General features: G+C 45.3%; 15 protein-coding genes. 10 read left to right on the forward strand and 5 right to left on the reverse strand.

Annotated features, from left to right (window positions below; genetic code table 11):
• Positions 1-143 precede the first annotated feature (143 nt).
• The 8 genes from OIU26_RS19005 to OIU26_RS19040 all read left to right on the forward strand — a co-directional run bounded on the left by OIU26_RS19005 (position 144) and on the right by OIU26_RS19040 (position 10,426).
• Entirely contained in the window at positions 144-1,328 is a 1,185-nt protein-coding gene (locus tag OIU26_RS19005) for a fused response regulator/phosphatase (protein ID WP_264217680.1), read from the forward strand.
• Positions 1,312-5,028 (forward strand): response regulator, encoded by a 3,717-nt coding sequence (locus OIU26_RS19010; RefSeq protein ID WP_264217681.1) that lies wholly within the window; start codon positions 1,312-1,314, stop codon positions 5,026-5,028. The genes OIU26_RS19005 and OIU26_RS19010 overlap by 17 nt, the downstream gene beginning before the upstream one ends.
• Positions 5,029-5,108: 80 nt before the next feature.
• Positions 5,109-5,978 (forward strand): CheR family methyltransferase, encoded by an 870-nt coding sequence (locus OIU26_RS19015; RefSeq protein ID WP_025675409.1) that lies wholly within the window; start codon positions 5,109-5,111, stop codon positions 5,976-5,978.
• A 19-nt stretch (positions 5,979-5,997) separates the two neighbouring features.
• Positions 5,998-7,668 (forward strand): response regulator, encoded by a 1,671-nt coding sequence (locus OIU26_RS19020; protein ID WP_137079256.1) that lies wholly within the window; start codon positions 5,998-6,000, stop codon positions 7,666-7,668.
• Between the two features lie 100 nt (positions 7,669-7,768).
• Entirely contained in the window at positions 7,769-8,107 is a 339-nt protein-coding gene (locus tag OIU26_RS19025; RefSeq protein WP_013373043.1) for an STAS domain-containing protein, read from the forward strand.
• Between the two features lie 18 nt (positions 8,108-8,125).
• Positions 8,126-8,578: an anti-sigma B factor RsbW gene (gene rsbW, locus OIU26_RS19030; RefSeq protein WP_013373042.1), complete on the forward strand. Its 453-nt coding sequence runs from the start codon at positions 8,126-8,128 to the stop codon at positions 8,576-8,578.
• On the forward strand, positions 8,575-9,348 hold the full coding sequence (locus tag OIU26_RS19035) for a sigma-70 family RNA polymerase sigma factor (RefSeq protein ID WP_013373041.1): 774 nt from the start codon (positions 8,575-8,577) through the stop codon (positions 9,346-9,348). The genes rsbW and OIU26_RS19035 overlap by 4 nt, the downstream gene beginning before the upstream one ends.
• A gap of 118 nt (positions 9,349-9,466) precedes the next feature.
• Entirely contained in the window at positions 9,467-10,426 is a 960-nt protein-coding gene (locus OIU26_RS19040) for a magnesium transporter CorA family protein (protein WP_013373040.1), read from the forward strand.
• 115 nt (positions 10,427-10,541) lie between these two features.
• Here the strand turns inward: OIU26_RS19040 and OIU26_RS19045 are convergent, their stop codons facing one another.
• The 4 genes from OIU26_RS19045 to OIU26_RS19060 form a co-directional block, all read right to left on the reverse strand.
• The gene (locus tag OIU26_RS19045; protein ID WP_090738246.1) at positions 10,542-11,012 is read right to left on the reverse strand and encodes a DUF5665 domain-containing protein; all 471 of its coding nucleotides are present in this window, start codon (positions 11,010-11,012) and stop codon (positions 10,542-10,544) included.
• A 95-nt stretch (positions 11,013-11,107) separates the two neighbouring features.
• Positions 11,108-11,509 (reverse strand): YtxH domain-containing protein, encoded by a 402-nt coding sequence (locus OIU26_RS19050; protein ID WP_264217682.1) that lies wholly within the window; start codon positions 11,507-11,509, stop codon positions 11,108-11,110.
• 42 nt (positions 11,510-11,551) lie between these two features.
• The gene (locus tag OIU26_RS19055) at positions 11,552-11,809 is read right to left on the reverse strand and encodes a GlsB/YeaQ/YmgE family stress response membrane protein (RefSeq protein WP_165082502.1); all 258 of its coding nucleotides are present in this window, start codon (positions 11,807-11,809) and stop codon (positions 11,552-11,554) included.
• A 139-nt stretch (positions 11,810-11,948) separates the two neighbouring features.
• The gene (locus OIU26_RS19060) at positions 11,949-12,662 is read right to left on the reverse strand and encodes a phosphatase PAP2 family protein (protein WP_264217683.1); all 714 of its coding nucleotides are present in this window, start codon (positions 12,660-12,662) and stop codon (positions 11,949-11,951) included.
• A gap of 231 nt (positions 12,663-12,893) precedes the next feature.
• Here OIU26_RS19060 and OIU26_RS19065 point away from each other — a divergent pair, with 231 nt between their 5' ends.
• Positions 12,894-13,613 (forward strand): pirin family protein, encoded by a 720-nt coding sequence (locus tag OIU26_RS19065; RefSeq protein WP_264217684.1) that lies wholly within the window; start codon positions 12,894-12,896, stop codon positions 13,611-13,613.
• A 156-nt stretch (positions 13,614-13,769) separates the two neighbouring features.
• Here the strand turns inward: OIU26_RS19065 and OIU26_RS19070 are convergent, their stop codons facing one another.
• The gene (locus OIU26_RS19070) at positions 13,770-13,997 is read right to left on the reverse strand and encodes a DUF1128 domain-containing protein (protein WP_013373034.1); all 228 of its coding nucleotides are present in this window, start codon (positions 13,995-13,997) and stop codon (positions 13,770-13,772) included.
• Positions 13,998-14,117: 120 nt separating this feature from the next.
• Here OIU26_RS19070 and yyaC point away from each other — a divergent pair, with 120 nt between their 5' ends.
• Entirely contained in the window at positions 14,118-14,711 is a 594-nt protein-coding gene (yyaC, locus tag OIU26_RS19075) for a spore protease YyaC (protein ID WP_436449169.1), read from the forward strand.
• The last annotated feature ends 18 nt before the right edge of the window (positions 14,712-14,729 follow it).

A 14,729-nucleotide genomic window follows, 5' to 3' on the forward strand; every position in this document is an offset into this window, starting at 1 on the left:
TAGATAAGGAATGGGGCTTCAGCCTCATTCCTTATCTATGTTTTTGGAATGCCTGCTTACGGAAACGCTATTTCCAATCAACATGGGTGTTGCCCCCTAAGCAGGTATAGTATAATACATGGGTTACAGATAAGGAGAGAGCAATGAGAATTCTAATTGTTGACGATAATCCAACGAATGTCATTATTATTCGTGAAATACTAAAAAAAGAAAATTATCGCGATGTGATCTCTGCCAGCTCGGCCGCAGAAATGCTGGAGCATCTAGGAATCGGCGACCGTACTATTAGTCTCCGGCCCCGTCCTTCGGATATTGATTTGGTGCTGCTGGATATGATGATGCCTGAAATGGACGGCATTGAGGCTTGCAGTATTGTGCAGGAATATGAACATTTAAAAGATATTCCGATTATTATGGTTACCGCTGTAGGCGATTCTAAAAAATTGGCCGAAGCCTTGGATGTGGGAGCCGTCGATTATGTCACGAAGCCGATTAACAAGGTAGAGCTAATGGCTCGTATTCGATCTGCCTTGCGTCTCAAGCAGGAAAAGGACTGGCATAAGGACCGGGATCAGCGAATCCAGGATGAATTGAAGCTGGCTGCGATGGTGCAGCAGGCGGTGCTGAGTCCTGCCATTCAGGACCCGATGCTGCAAGCGAATGCACTGTACCAGCCTTCCTTTGAACTGGCGGGGGATTTATATTCATGGTATCCGCTAGGGGAAGGGAGATATGCCGTCATTTTGCTCGATATGATGGGCCATGGCATTTCTTCTTCTCTGTTTTGCATGTTCATTGCGTCTGTACTTAAGGATACGGTGACCACGTATGTGGAGCCAGAGAAGGTCATACAAGAGCTGAATCGTCGTTTTAATCAACTGGATTTGGGCAAGCAACTGGTACAGTATTATTTTACGGCGATTTACATGGTGATTGATACTCGTTCACGGCGAATTGACTATGTAAATGCAGGGCATCCTCCCGGCTTGCTGTTCAATCAGGACGGCAGTATAACCAAATTAGACCGTGCGTGTAGCCCGGTCGGATTGTTTGATAAAATTGATGCAGAGATGCACACGATTTATTACGAAGGAACTGGGCATATCGCTTTGTATACAGATGGCTTGCTGGAGGCGGTAGAAGGTGAATATGAGGAACAATTGGAGTATCTGACTGCTTGTCTGCGTAAGTATGAGGAATGGAATGAAGAAGCGATGCTGGATGCATTTTTTCGTAATGACGGGGGGCCGCAGGATCGCGATGATGATAAGTGCCTGATCTGGATTTCGCTGAAAGAGGGAGAGAGCTTGCATGAAAATCAGAAATAAGCTGCTGATTGGCTTTGGATCGCTTATGGCGATCCTCCTTGTGCTGACGCTAATCAGCTATGACCGGATGGGGAGCCTGAATGAACAGCTGAACCAGGTTTATCAAGAACGATATGTGAAGGTCCGGAAAACAACAGCTATACGCGGACAGGTGAACGATATGGCTAAAGTGGTGGCCAATCTAATCTTGAATCCAGGCTCCTCTGTCAGTGAGGCCAAACGCGAGCTCGATGATCTTTCCGCTGCGGGTACGAAAGTGATGGCTAGTCTGCAAACGGATTCTGGCACCAGTGAAGAACAACAGCAGATTGACCGGGTGGCTGCTGCATGGAAAGACTTCATAAACTACGAAGAGAGACTCATTTCCTTATTGGGGCAAGATCGTATTGAGGAAGCTAATGCTTTCCGTAATAGCACTGGACTGCCTGCTCAAGAGGAGGCAATGAACAGCATTAATACTCTTGCCGTTTTTCAAGATCGGGAAATTGATAACGATATGAAGCAAGCCAATCGGGCCTATGAGGAATCTGTGCAGATTACCACAATCCTGATGGCTGCTGGTCTGATCATGGGCTTACTGGTTATTTTGTGGGTGCTCCCGAGCATTGCCAAAGGCCTAAATACCGTTAACCTCATGATGAGCGGCTTTGGAAAGGGAAAGTACAGGGCTATCAGCCGGATGAGTGTGGCCTCCAAAGATGAAATCGGAGAGGTTGCTCGTGTGTTTCAACAATTGGCTGGAGACCTGGATGAAAAAAGGAAATTCGAGCATTCCGTCCTTCAAACGCAGAAGGACCAAACTTGGCTTAATGCCAATACTGCTCGGTTAACTGAGCTGTTTCGTGGTGTGAATTCACTGGAGCAGGTTGCTCAGATGTTCATTAGTGAGTTTACGCCCATCTTGGGAGGCAGTTACGGAGCCATCTACCTGCAAGGAAAAGATGTAGAAGACCACCGATTCAAGTTGTATGGCTCCTATGCAAAGGTGACTGGCGAAGGCTCGATCAGAGACGTTATCCAGGTGGGCGAAGGTTTGCTTGGGCAGTGTGTTCTGGATCGTAAGCCGATCTTGATTACAGAGGCGCCTGAAGGATACTTGTCCATTGGCTCCGCCTTAGGAGAAAGTAAGCCTGTGGGAATTATGATTTTCCCTATTATGTTCGATGATGAATGCATTGGTGCCGTGGAAATAGCGTCACTGGATCGCTTCAGTGATCTGGAAGCGAAGCTGTTTGCTCAGTTAGTGGAGAGCTTAGGGATCATTTTGAATAACATCAGGGGACGGATGCGAGTTGAGCAATTGCTGCGCGAATCGCAGGCACTTACCGAGGAATTGCAATGTCAGTCTGAAGAGCTACAAACTCAGCAAGAAGAACTCAAGCGTTCCAACGAGAATTTGGAGCAGCAAACAGAGGAGCTTAAGCGTTCCGAGGAATTATTACAGCGTCAGCAGGAAGAATTGGAGCATTTTAATACTGAACTGATTGCCAAAACGAGAGCACTGGAAGAACAGGTTCGAGAAGTGGAAGAAAAGAACGATGAGATCGAACGTGCACGAGCCCAGTTGGAGCAGCAGGCGATGCAGCTGGGGATCACAAGCAAATACAAATCCGAGTTTTTGGCCAATATGTCGCATGAACTGCGTACTCCGCTAAATAGCTTGCTCATTCTTTCTCAGCTACTGTCTGAGAACAAGGAAGGCAATCTCAAGCCCAAACAGGTGGAATATGCACAAACCATTTATATGTCAGGCGCGGATTTGTTGAAAATGATTGATGAAATTCTGGATTTATCCAAAGTGGATGCTGGAAAAATGGATATTAATCATGAAACGGTCCATTTGAAGGAGCTGGAGCTGTTTGTTGAACAGAATTTTGCTCCGGTCGCGGCCAAACGTGAGCTTCAACTGCATACCGAAATCGAAGAGAACTTGCCAGATGCCATTGTTAGTGACGGTTATCGTCTCAAACAAATTTTACGTAACTTGCTGTCCAATGCGTTTAAGTTCACCACGGAAGGTTCTATAAGTTTCAAGGTATCTCGGGTAAATGGAGAGCAGCTTCCGGGTATGCTAAATCCACGAAAATCCTATCTGGCTCTATCTGTGCGTGATACGGGCATCGGAATTGCTTCAGACAAAACAGATCTGATCTTCGAAGCCTTCCAACAGGTAGACGGTACGACTAGCCGGAAATACGGGGGAACAGGGCTAGGGCTGTCGATCAGCCGTGAGCTTTCCAAATTGTTGGGCGGTGCCATTACGGTGGAATCCGAGCAGGGGCAGGGCAGTTGCTTCACACTGTATTTGCCGGAACAAACGCCTACCGAAAAGAATATGGATTCTCATTCGAGAGAGGCGCTTGACAGTACAGATGTACATCCGGATTTTGAGGGTGTCGCTGCTTCAGCGGAAGCAGATCTTCCAATGATTATGCCTGCTGAACGCTTACCTGTATATCAGATGCCTGCGAAGAGCGGAGCGGAGGACATACATCCGGGTGATGACCGAAACGAGATTACCCCGCAGGATAAAGTGCTGCTGATTATTGAGGATGATATTAATTTTGCTAATATTTTGTACGACATGGCCCGTAGCCGAGGCTTTAAGGCGCTGATCGCTCTCAAAGGAGACGATGGGCTGAACATGGCTCATTCTTATTTGCCAGACGCTATTATATTAGATATTCAGTTACCTGTGATGGATGGCTGGTCCATTTTGGGCGAGCTGAAAGGAAACTCATCGACACGTCATATTCCAGTACATGTTATTTCGGTCATTGATGATGTGAAGCAGGGCTTGATGATGGGCGCGATTGCCTATCTCAAAAAGCCTTCTTCGAAGGAGAGTCTGGATAAGGCATTTTCACATATAAAATCGTATACGGACCAAATGGTAAAACGCCTCCTTGTAGTCGAGGATGACGATAATCAGCGCAAGTCCATTATTGAGCTCATCGACCATGATGATGTCGCCATTACGGCGGTATCGACAGGTAAAGATGCACTAAACGAGCTGGCTACCCAGCGGTATGACTGCATGGTACTGGATCTGATGCTCAGTGACATGACAGGCTTTGAATTGCTGGACCGCATTCGGGAAAATGAGCAGCTCACCGATCTGCCGATCATTATTTATACAGGCAAAGATCTGGATAGTAAGGAAGAAACACAACTTCGAAAATATGCAGAGTCTATTATTATTAAAGATGTCAAATCGCCGGAACGACTTTTGGATGAGACTACGTTGTTCCTGCATCGGGTGGAGGCCAATCTTCCTGAGGACAAACGTAAAATTCTGCAGAAGCTTTATAACAAGGAAGAGCTGTTTGAAGGCAAAAAAATATTATTGGTAGACGATGATATTCGTAATGTATTTGCTCTGTCCAGTGTGCTGGAAAGCTATCGTATGGAGGTTACCTTTGCTGAAAATGGAAGGGAAGCACTGGAAATGCTTGAGCAGACGCCAGATTTTGATCTGGTGCTGATGGATATGATGATGCCTGAAATGGATGGATATGAAGCGATGCGACGTATTCGGTTAATGCCACAATTCGAGAAGTTGCCTATTATTGCCCTGACAGCCAAGGCGATGAAGGATGATCGTTCCAAGTGTATTGAGGCGGGCGCTTCCGATTATGTAAAAAAACCGATTCAAACCGAACAGCTTTTATCATTAATGCGAGTGTGGTTGTATTCGTAATCCAAAAAAATGGGTAATATAAAACGACACATGTTTGAGAGCGATACAGGCAAAACCTATTTAGGAATTGGAGAGAGATTATGACATCGAAGGATATGGCGGATAATGCTGCTAATGAAGTGAAATCGAATGACAATGAGCGGGAAATGATTGAGATTGAGCTGTTGCTGGAAGGTATACATCGGCTGTACGGCTATGATTTTCGTAACTACGCTCTGCCTTCGATCAAGCGGCGTATTTATTATCATGCGCAGTCCGAGAATGTAAGCACGATATCAGGACTTCAGGAGAAGGTGCTGCATGATCGCAGTGCCTTTGATAGACTGGTACAGAGTCTTTCTATTCCGGTGACCGAAATGTTTCGCGACCCGGAGCTGTTTCTAAATTTCAGGCGAAAAATCATTCCTATTTTACGAACGTATCCGTATATCCGAATCTGGCATGCAGGTTGCTCCACAGGTGAGGAAGTATATTCTATGGCAATCTTGCTGCATGAGGAAGGCTTATATGACAAGGCCCGTATTTATGCGACGGATATGAATAACCTGTCTTTACAGCAAGCGAAGGAAGGCGTATATGGGATCGACCGAATGAAGCTGTATACCAAAAATTATTTGGAATCTGGGGGCACACAATCGTTCTCAGAATATTATACAGCCAAGTATGATTCGGTGATGTTTCATCCCTTTTTACGAAAAAATATCATTTTTGCTGAGCACAATTTAGCGACAGACCGGTCTTTTAACGAGTTCAATGTTATTTTTTGCCGGAATGTTATGATTTATTTCAACGACGAACTTCGCAACCACGTACATGGGTTGTTTTACGATAGCTTGAGTCATTTTGGTGTGTTGGTGCTTGGGGCCAAGGAATCCATACATTTCACCGATTATAGTGATTCCTACGAGCCGCTGGACCGGGTAGAGAAGATATACCGGAAGATTAAATAGAGATGCTTAGGAGGATTCCATGGGGCTTCATGAACCGATTCATATATTGCTGGTAGATGACAGACCTGAGAACCTGCTCGCTCTTGAGGCAGTGCTGGAGAGTGAACAATATAATCTGGTAAAGGCCACATCTGGGGAAGAAGCGTTGCGATGTCTATTAAAAGATGAATTTGCACTCGTTGTCCTCGATGTGCAAATGCCGGGTATGGATGGAATTGAGACCGCAAAGTTAATCAAGGCCAGAGAGAAGACGAAGGATATTCCGATTATCTTCATTTCAGCTAACAGCAAGGAAGCGGAGCATTTGTTTGCGGGATATTCAGCGGGCGGTATTGATTATATGGTAAAGCCGTTCATCCCTCAAATTCTCAAGTCCAAAATTGAAGGCTTCGTACAAATGTATCTAACAAATAAGCGCTTGAAAACACAGTCCATGCTGCTTCATCAGAAGACGCAGGAGCTGGAAAAGATGAACAGCGAATTGATTGCCGCCAAGGAGGCGGCAGAGATTGCTGCCAATGCCAAAACCGAATTTTTGGCAATGATGAGCCATGAGATTCGCACACCTATGAACGGTGTCATTGGTATGATTGATCTGCTGATGGAGACAGAGCTGCAAAACGATCAACAGGAATATGCCGATATCATCCGTCGCAGTGCGGACGCGCTGGTCGCAGTCATTAATGATATTCTGGACTTTACCAAGCTGGAGTCAGGCAAGATGGAGGTTGAGGAATATCCATTTGATTTGGTTTCCTGTATCAAGGAAGTTTTCAGCCTGTTTACCGTAGAGGTGAACCGCAAGAATTTGGAACTGGTTTATTTTCTCGATGAACAGATGCCTCCCGTGTTATATGGAGATATGGGTAGACTGCGTCAAGTACTGATTAACTTGGTCTCCAATGCTGTTAAATTTACAGATCAGGGCGGGGTATATGTCTTCGCATCTGTTAAAGAGCGTAGCGACAATGGGCTTACCGTTGAGTTTTCTGTAAAAGATACAGGCATTGGTATTGATCCTGCCAAGGTTGGAAGGCTATTTCATCCCTTTTCCCAACTGGATTCTTCAATGACACGCAAATATGGTGGAACCGGTCTAGGACTCGCTATTTGCAAAACCTTAGTGAATATGATGGGCGGAGATATCCGTGTGGATACAAGTGGAGAACAGGGTGTGGCGTTTCATTTTACAATGAAGCTTGGCGTTGCTAAGGAAAATGAACTGGAGGGGGAGTCCAGCCATGATTGGGAAATTCCACAACAGGAGCCCCCAACCCGTAAACCTGTACTGGTCGTGGATGACCATCCCATCAACCAGAAGCTGATGGTCAATATACTGGATAAGCTCGGGTTGGCTTCAGATGTGGCAGCAGATGGGCAACAGGCGCTTGATATGGTCACTGCGAATCAAGACTACGACTATATCTTTATGGACTTGCAGATGCCTGTAATGGACGGCCTGGAGTGTACGGGGAGAGTACGTGAACAACTGGCGGGAAGATCCCAACCTGCCATTATCGCTATGACGGCTAACGTCATGGAGGGGATTCAGCCCCGATGTATTGAAGCTGGAATGAACGATTATATTAGCAAGCCCGTTAAAATCAGCAGTGTAAAACAGGCGTTGCTCCGGCATTCGCCGGACCATTTTCCAATGCAGCCAGGTAAGGATCGAATCAATGAAGCTTAGCTGGTGGTATTTGACAGGTGTATAAAAAGTTATAACGTGATTCAAACGCTCGTATTTTGGGTTAGTATGTAGGGAAATCTTTTTTTGGGAGAGTAGGCCTATGAATACAAATAAAAATGAGAAGTTCAATGCGATCACAGAAACAGCTGATGGTGTAAATACCGTTTATCTGAGTGGAGAATTGGATCTTTCGGTAGCACCTGATTTCCGTCTGGTCATGGAGCCTTTAGTGGGGGAATCCAGCCAGGATTTGATTGTTAACTTGAGAGACCTTAAATACATTGACAGCACAGGCATTGGTATTTTGTTATCCATTTTAAAAGCAAGGCATGGGATGGAGTCCCGGTTTACGGTTCAAGAGGTACCGCCTCAGATTCAAAAACTGTTTGATATGACCGGTATTGCCAAATTCTTTGCCCCCCAGGAGAATTCCCAATAGGAAAGGAAAGAAAAAGAAATGAATGCTCAAATTCAAAAAGTAGTTCTTAATTTGCCGGCCACAGCTGACTTTGTTGATATTGTAAGATTAAATTTATATGGTATTGCCGCGAAAATGGGATTCTCTTATGAGGATATTGAAGACATGAAAGTGGCCGTATCGGAAGCCTGTAATAACTCTGTTCTCTATGCATATGGTCATGAGGGAGGAGTCGTGGAAGTAACATTCGAATTTGACGAAGCTTCGTTGTCCATTCGTGTCAAAGATGAAGGGGAGAGCTTTGAACGTGTGGAGGACCCGACTCGTATCGCTTCCTTGCATGACAAGGAGTTGAATGATGCGCAGATCGGCGGATTGGGCTTTTATCTCATGCAGGCGCTTATGGACGATGTTCATATCTTGAATGAGACAGGAAAAGGCACCGAAGTGGTGTTGGTAAAGCGTCTGACCAGAAGTGAGGAAACAGTATGAATGAAAAGGTAACTCCCCCGGAGTCGATGGATGAAGCCGTTGGTCTAATCTGGGAGTACCAGCAAACCAAAGATAACGAAATTGCTACCGTGCTGATCCGCAAGTATGAGCCTATGGTCAAGATGGCTGCCGGGAAGATATCCCGTAACCGTCCGGACTTATACGAGGATTTATATCAGACCGGTCAGATGGCTTTGATACGTCTGCTCCAGCAATACGATATCAGCTTGGGTATCCCATTTGAGCCGTACGCTATGAAAAGTATGCTGGGACATATGAAAAATTATTTGCGCGATAAATCCTGGTACATACAGGTTCCTCGTCGCATCAAGGAAAAGGGTGCGCTTGTTCAACATGCCATTGATGAGCTGACCGTCAAATTAGAACGCTCACCCAATGTGAACGAGATTGCGGAGTATTTGGACCTTACCGTTGAGGAGACGATCGAGGTGCTTGCTGGCCGTGAGTGCTACCACTATGTTTCACTGGACTCGCCATTATCTCAGGAAGAGAGTGCAGCTACGTTAGGTGAGCTTATTAGCTCAGATGCTAACGATTTTGACACTGTGGAAAAACGGATGGATCTTCAGCAGGCTTTAAGCCAACTGAAAGAGCAGGAACAGAAAGTACTTCTTCTGGCATTTCAGGACGGTCAATCTCAACGTGCGATTGCACAGACGTTGGGCGTATCACAGATGAGCGTTTCCCGTATTCAGAAGCGGGCAACAGAAAAGTTGAAGCAGATTATGTCTAATTCCTCTATTTCATGACAAGATCGCTGAATTCATGGCTTATAATATTTGACGTCCCATCGTAAGGACACGTTATTCCAATTAGGGAAGCGTGTCCTTTTTATAAAGCGGAAAAAACAAAGAAAGGATGGAATCTATGACAGCATTTGAACAGATTTCTACCTTTCGTGGAGGCTGGGAATGGTGGGATATCTGTGCTGCGGACTGGCAGGATTCAGTCATACAGCACTTGAAGGAGAAGCTCCCAGAAGCCGCAGAGTGGCTGGATAAGGTAGAGGACATTCCATCCAGTTTTATTTCTGTGCGCTTTCCAGATGGCAATCAGCCGTTGATGTGCGGATCGTTGATCTACTCCGTTCAGGAGGAGATCGACAGTCAGCGTAATTGCAACAAGTTTTATTTTCTAGTCCTAGACCAGAAGCTAGTGACCTTAAATCTAGACCAAAATACACGTGAAATTATGCATACCGCGGAACGCCAAACCATGCTGGAACAGTGTGAGGATGCAGCAGACGGCATGTTCGTATTGGCGAGAGCCGTGCTTCATTATTTTCATACGGGAATGGATAAGTTTGAGATCAACCTGAGAAGACTGGAAGAGGACATGGAGAAAAGGAATGCACGTACGCTGATGGATTCTATATTGAATGCGCGTTTCGAGCTATTGTATTGGAGCAATATGTTCATCCCTTTTTCAGAGCTGGTCACGGCTTCCCGCGAAGCATATCTGGATAAGCTGGAGGAGAATCGCTTTTTTAAGCAGTTATTGTACCGTGTCACTCGGATGGAGGGACTTTTCCGCCATTATGAAAAGGAAATCGACACACTGATCTCCATAGATGATGCCATTTCCGCATTTAGGGGCAATGAGATTACGAAGACGCTCACCATTGTGACCGCTGTATTTACACCTGCCACTGTAGTGGGTGCTATTTGGGGCATGAACTTTGAAAATCTGCCTTGGATTAAAACAGGTTGGGGCTTTACCTTCGTGATTATCGCTACTCTACTAAGTATGGCGGGGATGTACGGCTGGCTGATGATGAAGGGGTGGACGGGAGATTTATTAAAAACAAACAAGCGTAACAAATTGTAGTGGCTGATTACAGCTGTTGCAATTTACAAATAAAAAACGATCCATCGTAACTAGAGGCTCTTTGAGGAGTCTATTACCGGTTACGAAGGATCGTTTTTAATTGAGATAGGGACAATTACTTAGTACCTTGGCTCATTTTGATATATCCTAACAATTCGGCGATGAAATCTCCGATGACCGGAAGATTTAACTGCACCAGGAAGCTGAGCAACCAAGCGAGTAAGGCGAGTACGACCACTGTACCCAGTGTAAGGCCGAGACCTCGTGAAATCCCAGCCGTCAGATTGCTGATAATTCTTCTTTTTGTGCTGGAGTAGTTCTCTATAATATCTTTGAATTCTGCTTTTTCCAATGTATCTGCAATTTGATCTAAGCGTTTATTAAGCCGCTTAACCTCATGGCGCAGCTCAAAAGGATGTTCATTCACATCAAAATCTCTTTCATGATCATGCTTTTTAACATGAGTAGGTGAGGTCTGCTTGGATGAAACCTCGTCTGGTTGATCTTGTGTCTGCAGGGGGTGAAAGGTTCTCTTGTTGTTCCGGGCAAGATCATCTCCATAGGAGTGTGGTTTGTTCATGGTCATCCCAGCCTTTCTATCATTTAAAAACAGCCAGCTTCTTGCATGCTGGCTGTTCAGTGTTTGGAGCTTATTTTGGTTGTAATCGGAATGTGTTCCTCTTAGGAATTTGCATTTAATTGCTTCTGAGTGTCCTTGGCTGCCTGAGCCGTTGCATCCATAACCTCTTTATCTGGTTTGGCCGCTTCATTAGCGACATCCGCAGAGGCTTTAGTTACGCTGGATACGATGTTATCTTTGCTCTCGGCTACCGTTTTGGCTACATCTGCTGTTTTGGTGGAAACGGTTTTAGCCAAATCCGTTGCTTTGCTGCTGACTACGGATGCGACATCCTTGGTTTTATCGGAGACAACGGTCATTTTTTCGGACAGATCGCTACGCAAATCGCGGCCTGGTTTTGGAGCGAACAGCAGGGCTGCCGCAGCACCAATCAAACCTCCAATGAATAAACCCTTTGCAAAACCTGAAGTGCTTGCCATATTTTGATTGTCCATGTTACTCATGATATATCACTCCTTTTATAGAATAAAAAATATATATAAATGTTAGGTAGCCCTTCTTAATAGTTTGGACACAAGTCCGAGCAAGAACACGAACAATGCGGTTCCAAGTATGGCTGGAATAACTGCAAAATCTCCGATGACTGGGCCCCAGTCTCCTAGAATCATGGCACCGAGCCAAGCTCCTACAAATCCAGCAATCATAGAGCCCGCAATGCCGCCAGGCATTTCATGACCAGCTAGTGCATCGCCAATCAATCCGATAATAATAGCCATTACAACACTTAGGACAATTCCCCACACAAGGATCGCCTCCTTTATCCTGAGTTCACACAACGATAATGTTTTTGATGAATGCTGAGCTTTCGTTATTTCTTCGCCTTGCTTACTTCGTATATAAACGTTGTGACCGTAAGTGAAACAAAAAGCCATCTTAGAATGCTTATGGACGGGGGAGAGATGAAGGGGAGGAAGGCCACAGACGCGCTTGCCAATAGACCACGGGAACGGTAAATACCAGCCAGATCATACCTGCAATATAGCCACCTACAATGTCGGTAGGAAAATGAACTCCTAAATATACACGGCTGAGGCCAATCAAGAGAATGAGCAATGCACCAAGAACACACGGAAGGAAGAATGTTCGCTTATGAACCATTCGTTCTATAGCCCAAATGGCAAATATCATTCCGTAAAATCCCATGGAAATCATTGCATGACCGCTAGGGAAACTGTAACCCCCCACTTCCACCAAATGTTGAAGAGACGGGCGTTCCCGTTGTAAAAATTCTTTTATGATCGTATTTAGCACCCACATCGCGGTAAAGCTGCTTAGGATGGCAAAGGAGTACGCTTTTGAACGGAGATAGACCCAGCACAAGATTGCGGTACCGATTGCTATCAGTAATGATATGCGGAATGGGCCTAACGATGTAATGAAGATGGCGACGGGTAGCAGTTGGTAATGAGCAGCAGCTGTGTCTGGAAAAACAATATCTTGAATGCGCTCATCCCAATATAGAAAAGGAGCTGTGCCAATCCATCTTACTGAATAGGCAATGAGAAGTAAGACAGCGATCATGATCATAGATGCGGATAGACTGCGACGCAAATAGCTTGGTAAGAATCGGAATCGTTGAGGTTCATGGGATAGCATATGTAGTAAATCGCCTCCTTATGGCTGTGATAGATTGATTTTGTGTACTATTAACTTAACGAATAATGAACTGGAGAGCAAAATCAGACAGAGACAATAGGCTGATTGACGCATATAAGTGCGGGGTAAAGGGATCGTATTACAGCGTTTGTAATGCCAGGGCCGGAAGTGGATTAGGAATCACGAAGTAAGGGCTGCTTTACGGAACTGAAATCCATGGAGGTGTTAAGGATGATTAAAATAGTGACATCAGCAGAGAGACATACCTCAAATAAAGGATGGATTCATAGTGAGTTCAGCTTTTCGTTTGCAGATTATGAAGATCCGAGCAATGCCCATTTTGGATGTATGCTAGCCCATAATGATAATGAGCTTAAACCGCAGCAAGGGTTCAAAAGACATCCGCATCATGATTTGGAAATCGTCACCTATGTAATTGAAGGTCTTCTGCATCATAGCGACAGCTTGGGCCACGAACAGGATCTGAAAAGCGGCTCGATCCAGGTTATGAGTGCAGGCACCGGGATTGAACATGAGGAGCGAAATCCTGGGGATGAAAAACCGGTTCGCTTTTTGCAAATGTGGTTTCTACCTGAGAGTCCTGGCCTTCAGCCTTCTTGTCAGGTACAAAGATTCAAGCATAGTGAACGCCTAAATCGACTTCAGCCTGTAGTGTCTGGTTCAGAGGTGGAGGGAGCGCTATCCATTGCACAGGATATAAATCTGTATCTGAGTAGATTGGAAAAGGGACAGCAGCTTGAATATCCGCAGCAAGAAGAGCGCCGTACTCACATTTATATCATTAGCGGTCATGTCGAAGTTACGTGTCAGGATGGGGAATTTCAGTTAAGACCTGGTGATGCCGCGCGAATTCAAAAAACCTGTACATTAAAGATACTAGCTACAGGGAATGAGGAAATATCTGAACTGGTATTAGTAGATTTGCCTTGAAGTGTCCATGGGTAGGAAGAAGTGTATGAAAATACGTATATGCATCGAAAAAATAAAGCTCGTATCCCTTGTGCGTCTGTTAAGACGACCGGAGATACGAGCTTTATTTATGGTGACAAACTTAAAATAGCCAAGCTGTCTGTCCTACAAGCTGGTTTAGGAGGACTTACGCAATCTACCCAGTTCGGAGACAATGGCTTCAACCTCTGAAATGCTGAGGTTAGGCTTGCTGATCACCATATCGTAGACATCATGGATGTCCTCGTATTGCTCTAGCGAGAAAGCGGAAGCCTGCATAGCAGCACCACTCGCCATACGAAGCTTGGTTTTAATGCCCTCAATCATATACTCAATGTTGGCATGAGACGGTACAGACAAATCCATCGTTAATGTTCCATCCTTTCATAACAGGGGAAGTTGCCTGTATTGTATCATGTTTTTGTTGTAGAATGTACTGATAGCCAGATTACCGATATACAACTGAATGAAGGAGGATGGACAAAGTTGTCTTTGTATAATCGAGCTTCTACATCCGGTCGCTCACCCTTAGAACCTACTAATGTAGAGAAAACAGATCGCGACGGACTCGCACCGTTTTTCCGAGAAATTCAACATCAGCATGCTATAGATAAGTTGACTTTTGTATGTATCGGTACAGATCGCTCGTCGGGTGACTCACTCGGGCCACTGGTAGGCACCATGCTCAAGGAGCAAGGCTTTCCGAATGTGATTGGCACAATGACGGAGCCTTGTGATGCGGATCATCTGGTTTCATACTTGGAGCGTATTCCCCAAGATCATCATGTGATCGCCATAGATGCTTGTCTTGGACAGCATGGCTCAACGGGAATGTTCCTTGTTGCCCGTGAACCGCTAACCCCTGCGCGATCGGTTGGTCTGTCTCTGCCGTCTGTCGGGCATTATAGCGTTGCAGCGATTGTGAATGAGCGCAGTGCTAAACCGTACTGGACACTCCAGATGACGTCGCTTCACCTGGTCATGACGATGGCTGCATATATTGCAGATGCAGCGGCTTGTGAATTTGGTTTAAAAACAGCTTCGCAAGATTTTCCAGCGGGTTACCGTTTCAGATATTGATGGTCTGCTTAATAATAT

Origin of the sequence: Paenibacillus sp. BT-177 (assembly GCF_025846815.2) — a bacterium.
Lineage (GTDB): Bacteria > Bacillota > Bacilli > Paenibacillales > Paenibacillaceae > Paenibacillus > Paenibacillus polymyxa_C.

Coding starts and splice junctions, on each gene's coding strand:
- OIU26_RS19065 (WP_264217684.1), top strand. CDS start 12,894: ATGATTAAAATAGTGACATCAGCAGAGAGACATACCTCAAATAAAGGA.
- rsbW (WP_013373042.1), top strand. CDS start 8,126: ATGAATGCTCAAATTCAAAAAGTAGTTCTTAATTTGCCGGCCACAGCT.
- OIU26_RS19050 (WP_264217682.1), bottom strand. CDS start 11,509: ATGAGTAACATGGACAATCAAAATATGGCAAGCACTTCAGGTTTTGCA.
- OIU26_RS19035 (WP_013373041.1), top strand. CDS start 8,575: ATGAATGAAAAGGTAACTCCCCCGGAGTCGATGGATGAAGCCGTTGGT.
- OIU26_RS19020 (WP_137079256.1), top strand. CDS start 5,998: ATGGGGCTTCATGAACCGATTCATATATTGCTGGTAGATGACAGACCT.
- OIU26_RS19040 (WP_013373040.1), top strand. CDS start 9,467: ATGACAGCATTTGAACAGATTTCTACCTTTCGTGGAGGCTGGGAATGG.
- OIU26_RS19025 (WP_013373043.1), top strand. CDS start 7,769: ATGAATACAAATAAAAATGAGAAGTTCAATGCGATCACAGAAACAGCT.
- OIU26_RS19010 (WP_264217681.1), top strand. CDS start 1,312: ATGAAAATCAGAAATAAGCTGCTGATTGGCTTTGGATCGCTTATGGCG.
- OIU26_RS19045 (WP_090738246.1), bottom strand. CDS start 11,012: ATGACCATGAACAAACCACACTCCTATGGAGATGATCTTGCCCGGAAC.
- OIU26_RS19060 (WP_264217683.1), bottom strand. CDS start 12,662: ATGCTATCCCATGAACCTCAACGATTCCGATTCTTACCAAGCTATTTG.
- OIU26_RS19070 (WP_013373034.1), bottom strand. CDS start 13,997: ATGGATTTGTCTGTACCGTCTCATGCCAACATTGAGTATATGATTGAG.
- OIU26_RS19015 (WP_025675409.1), top strand. CDS start 5,109: ATGACATCGAAGGATATGGCGGATAATGCTGCTAATGAAGTGAAATCG.
- OIU26_RS19005 (WP_264217680.1), top strand. CDS start 144: ATGAGAATTCTAATTGTTGACGATAATCCAACGAATGTCATTATTATT.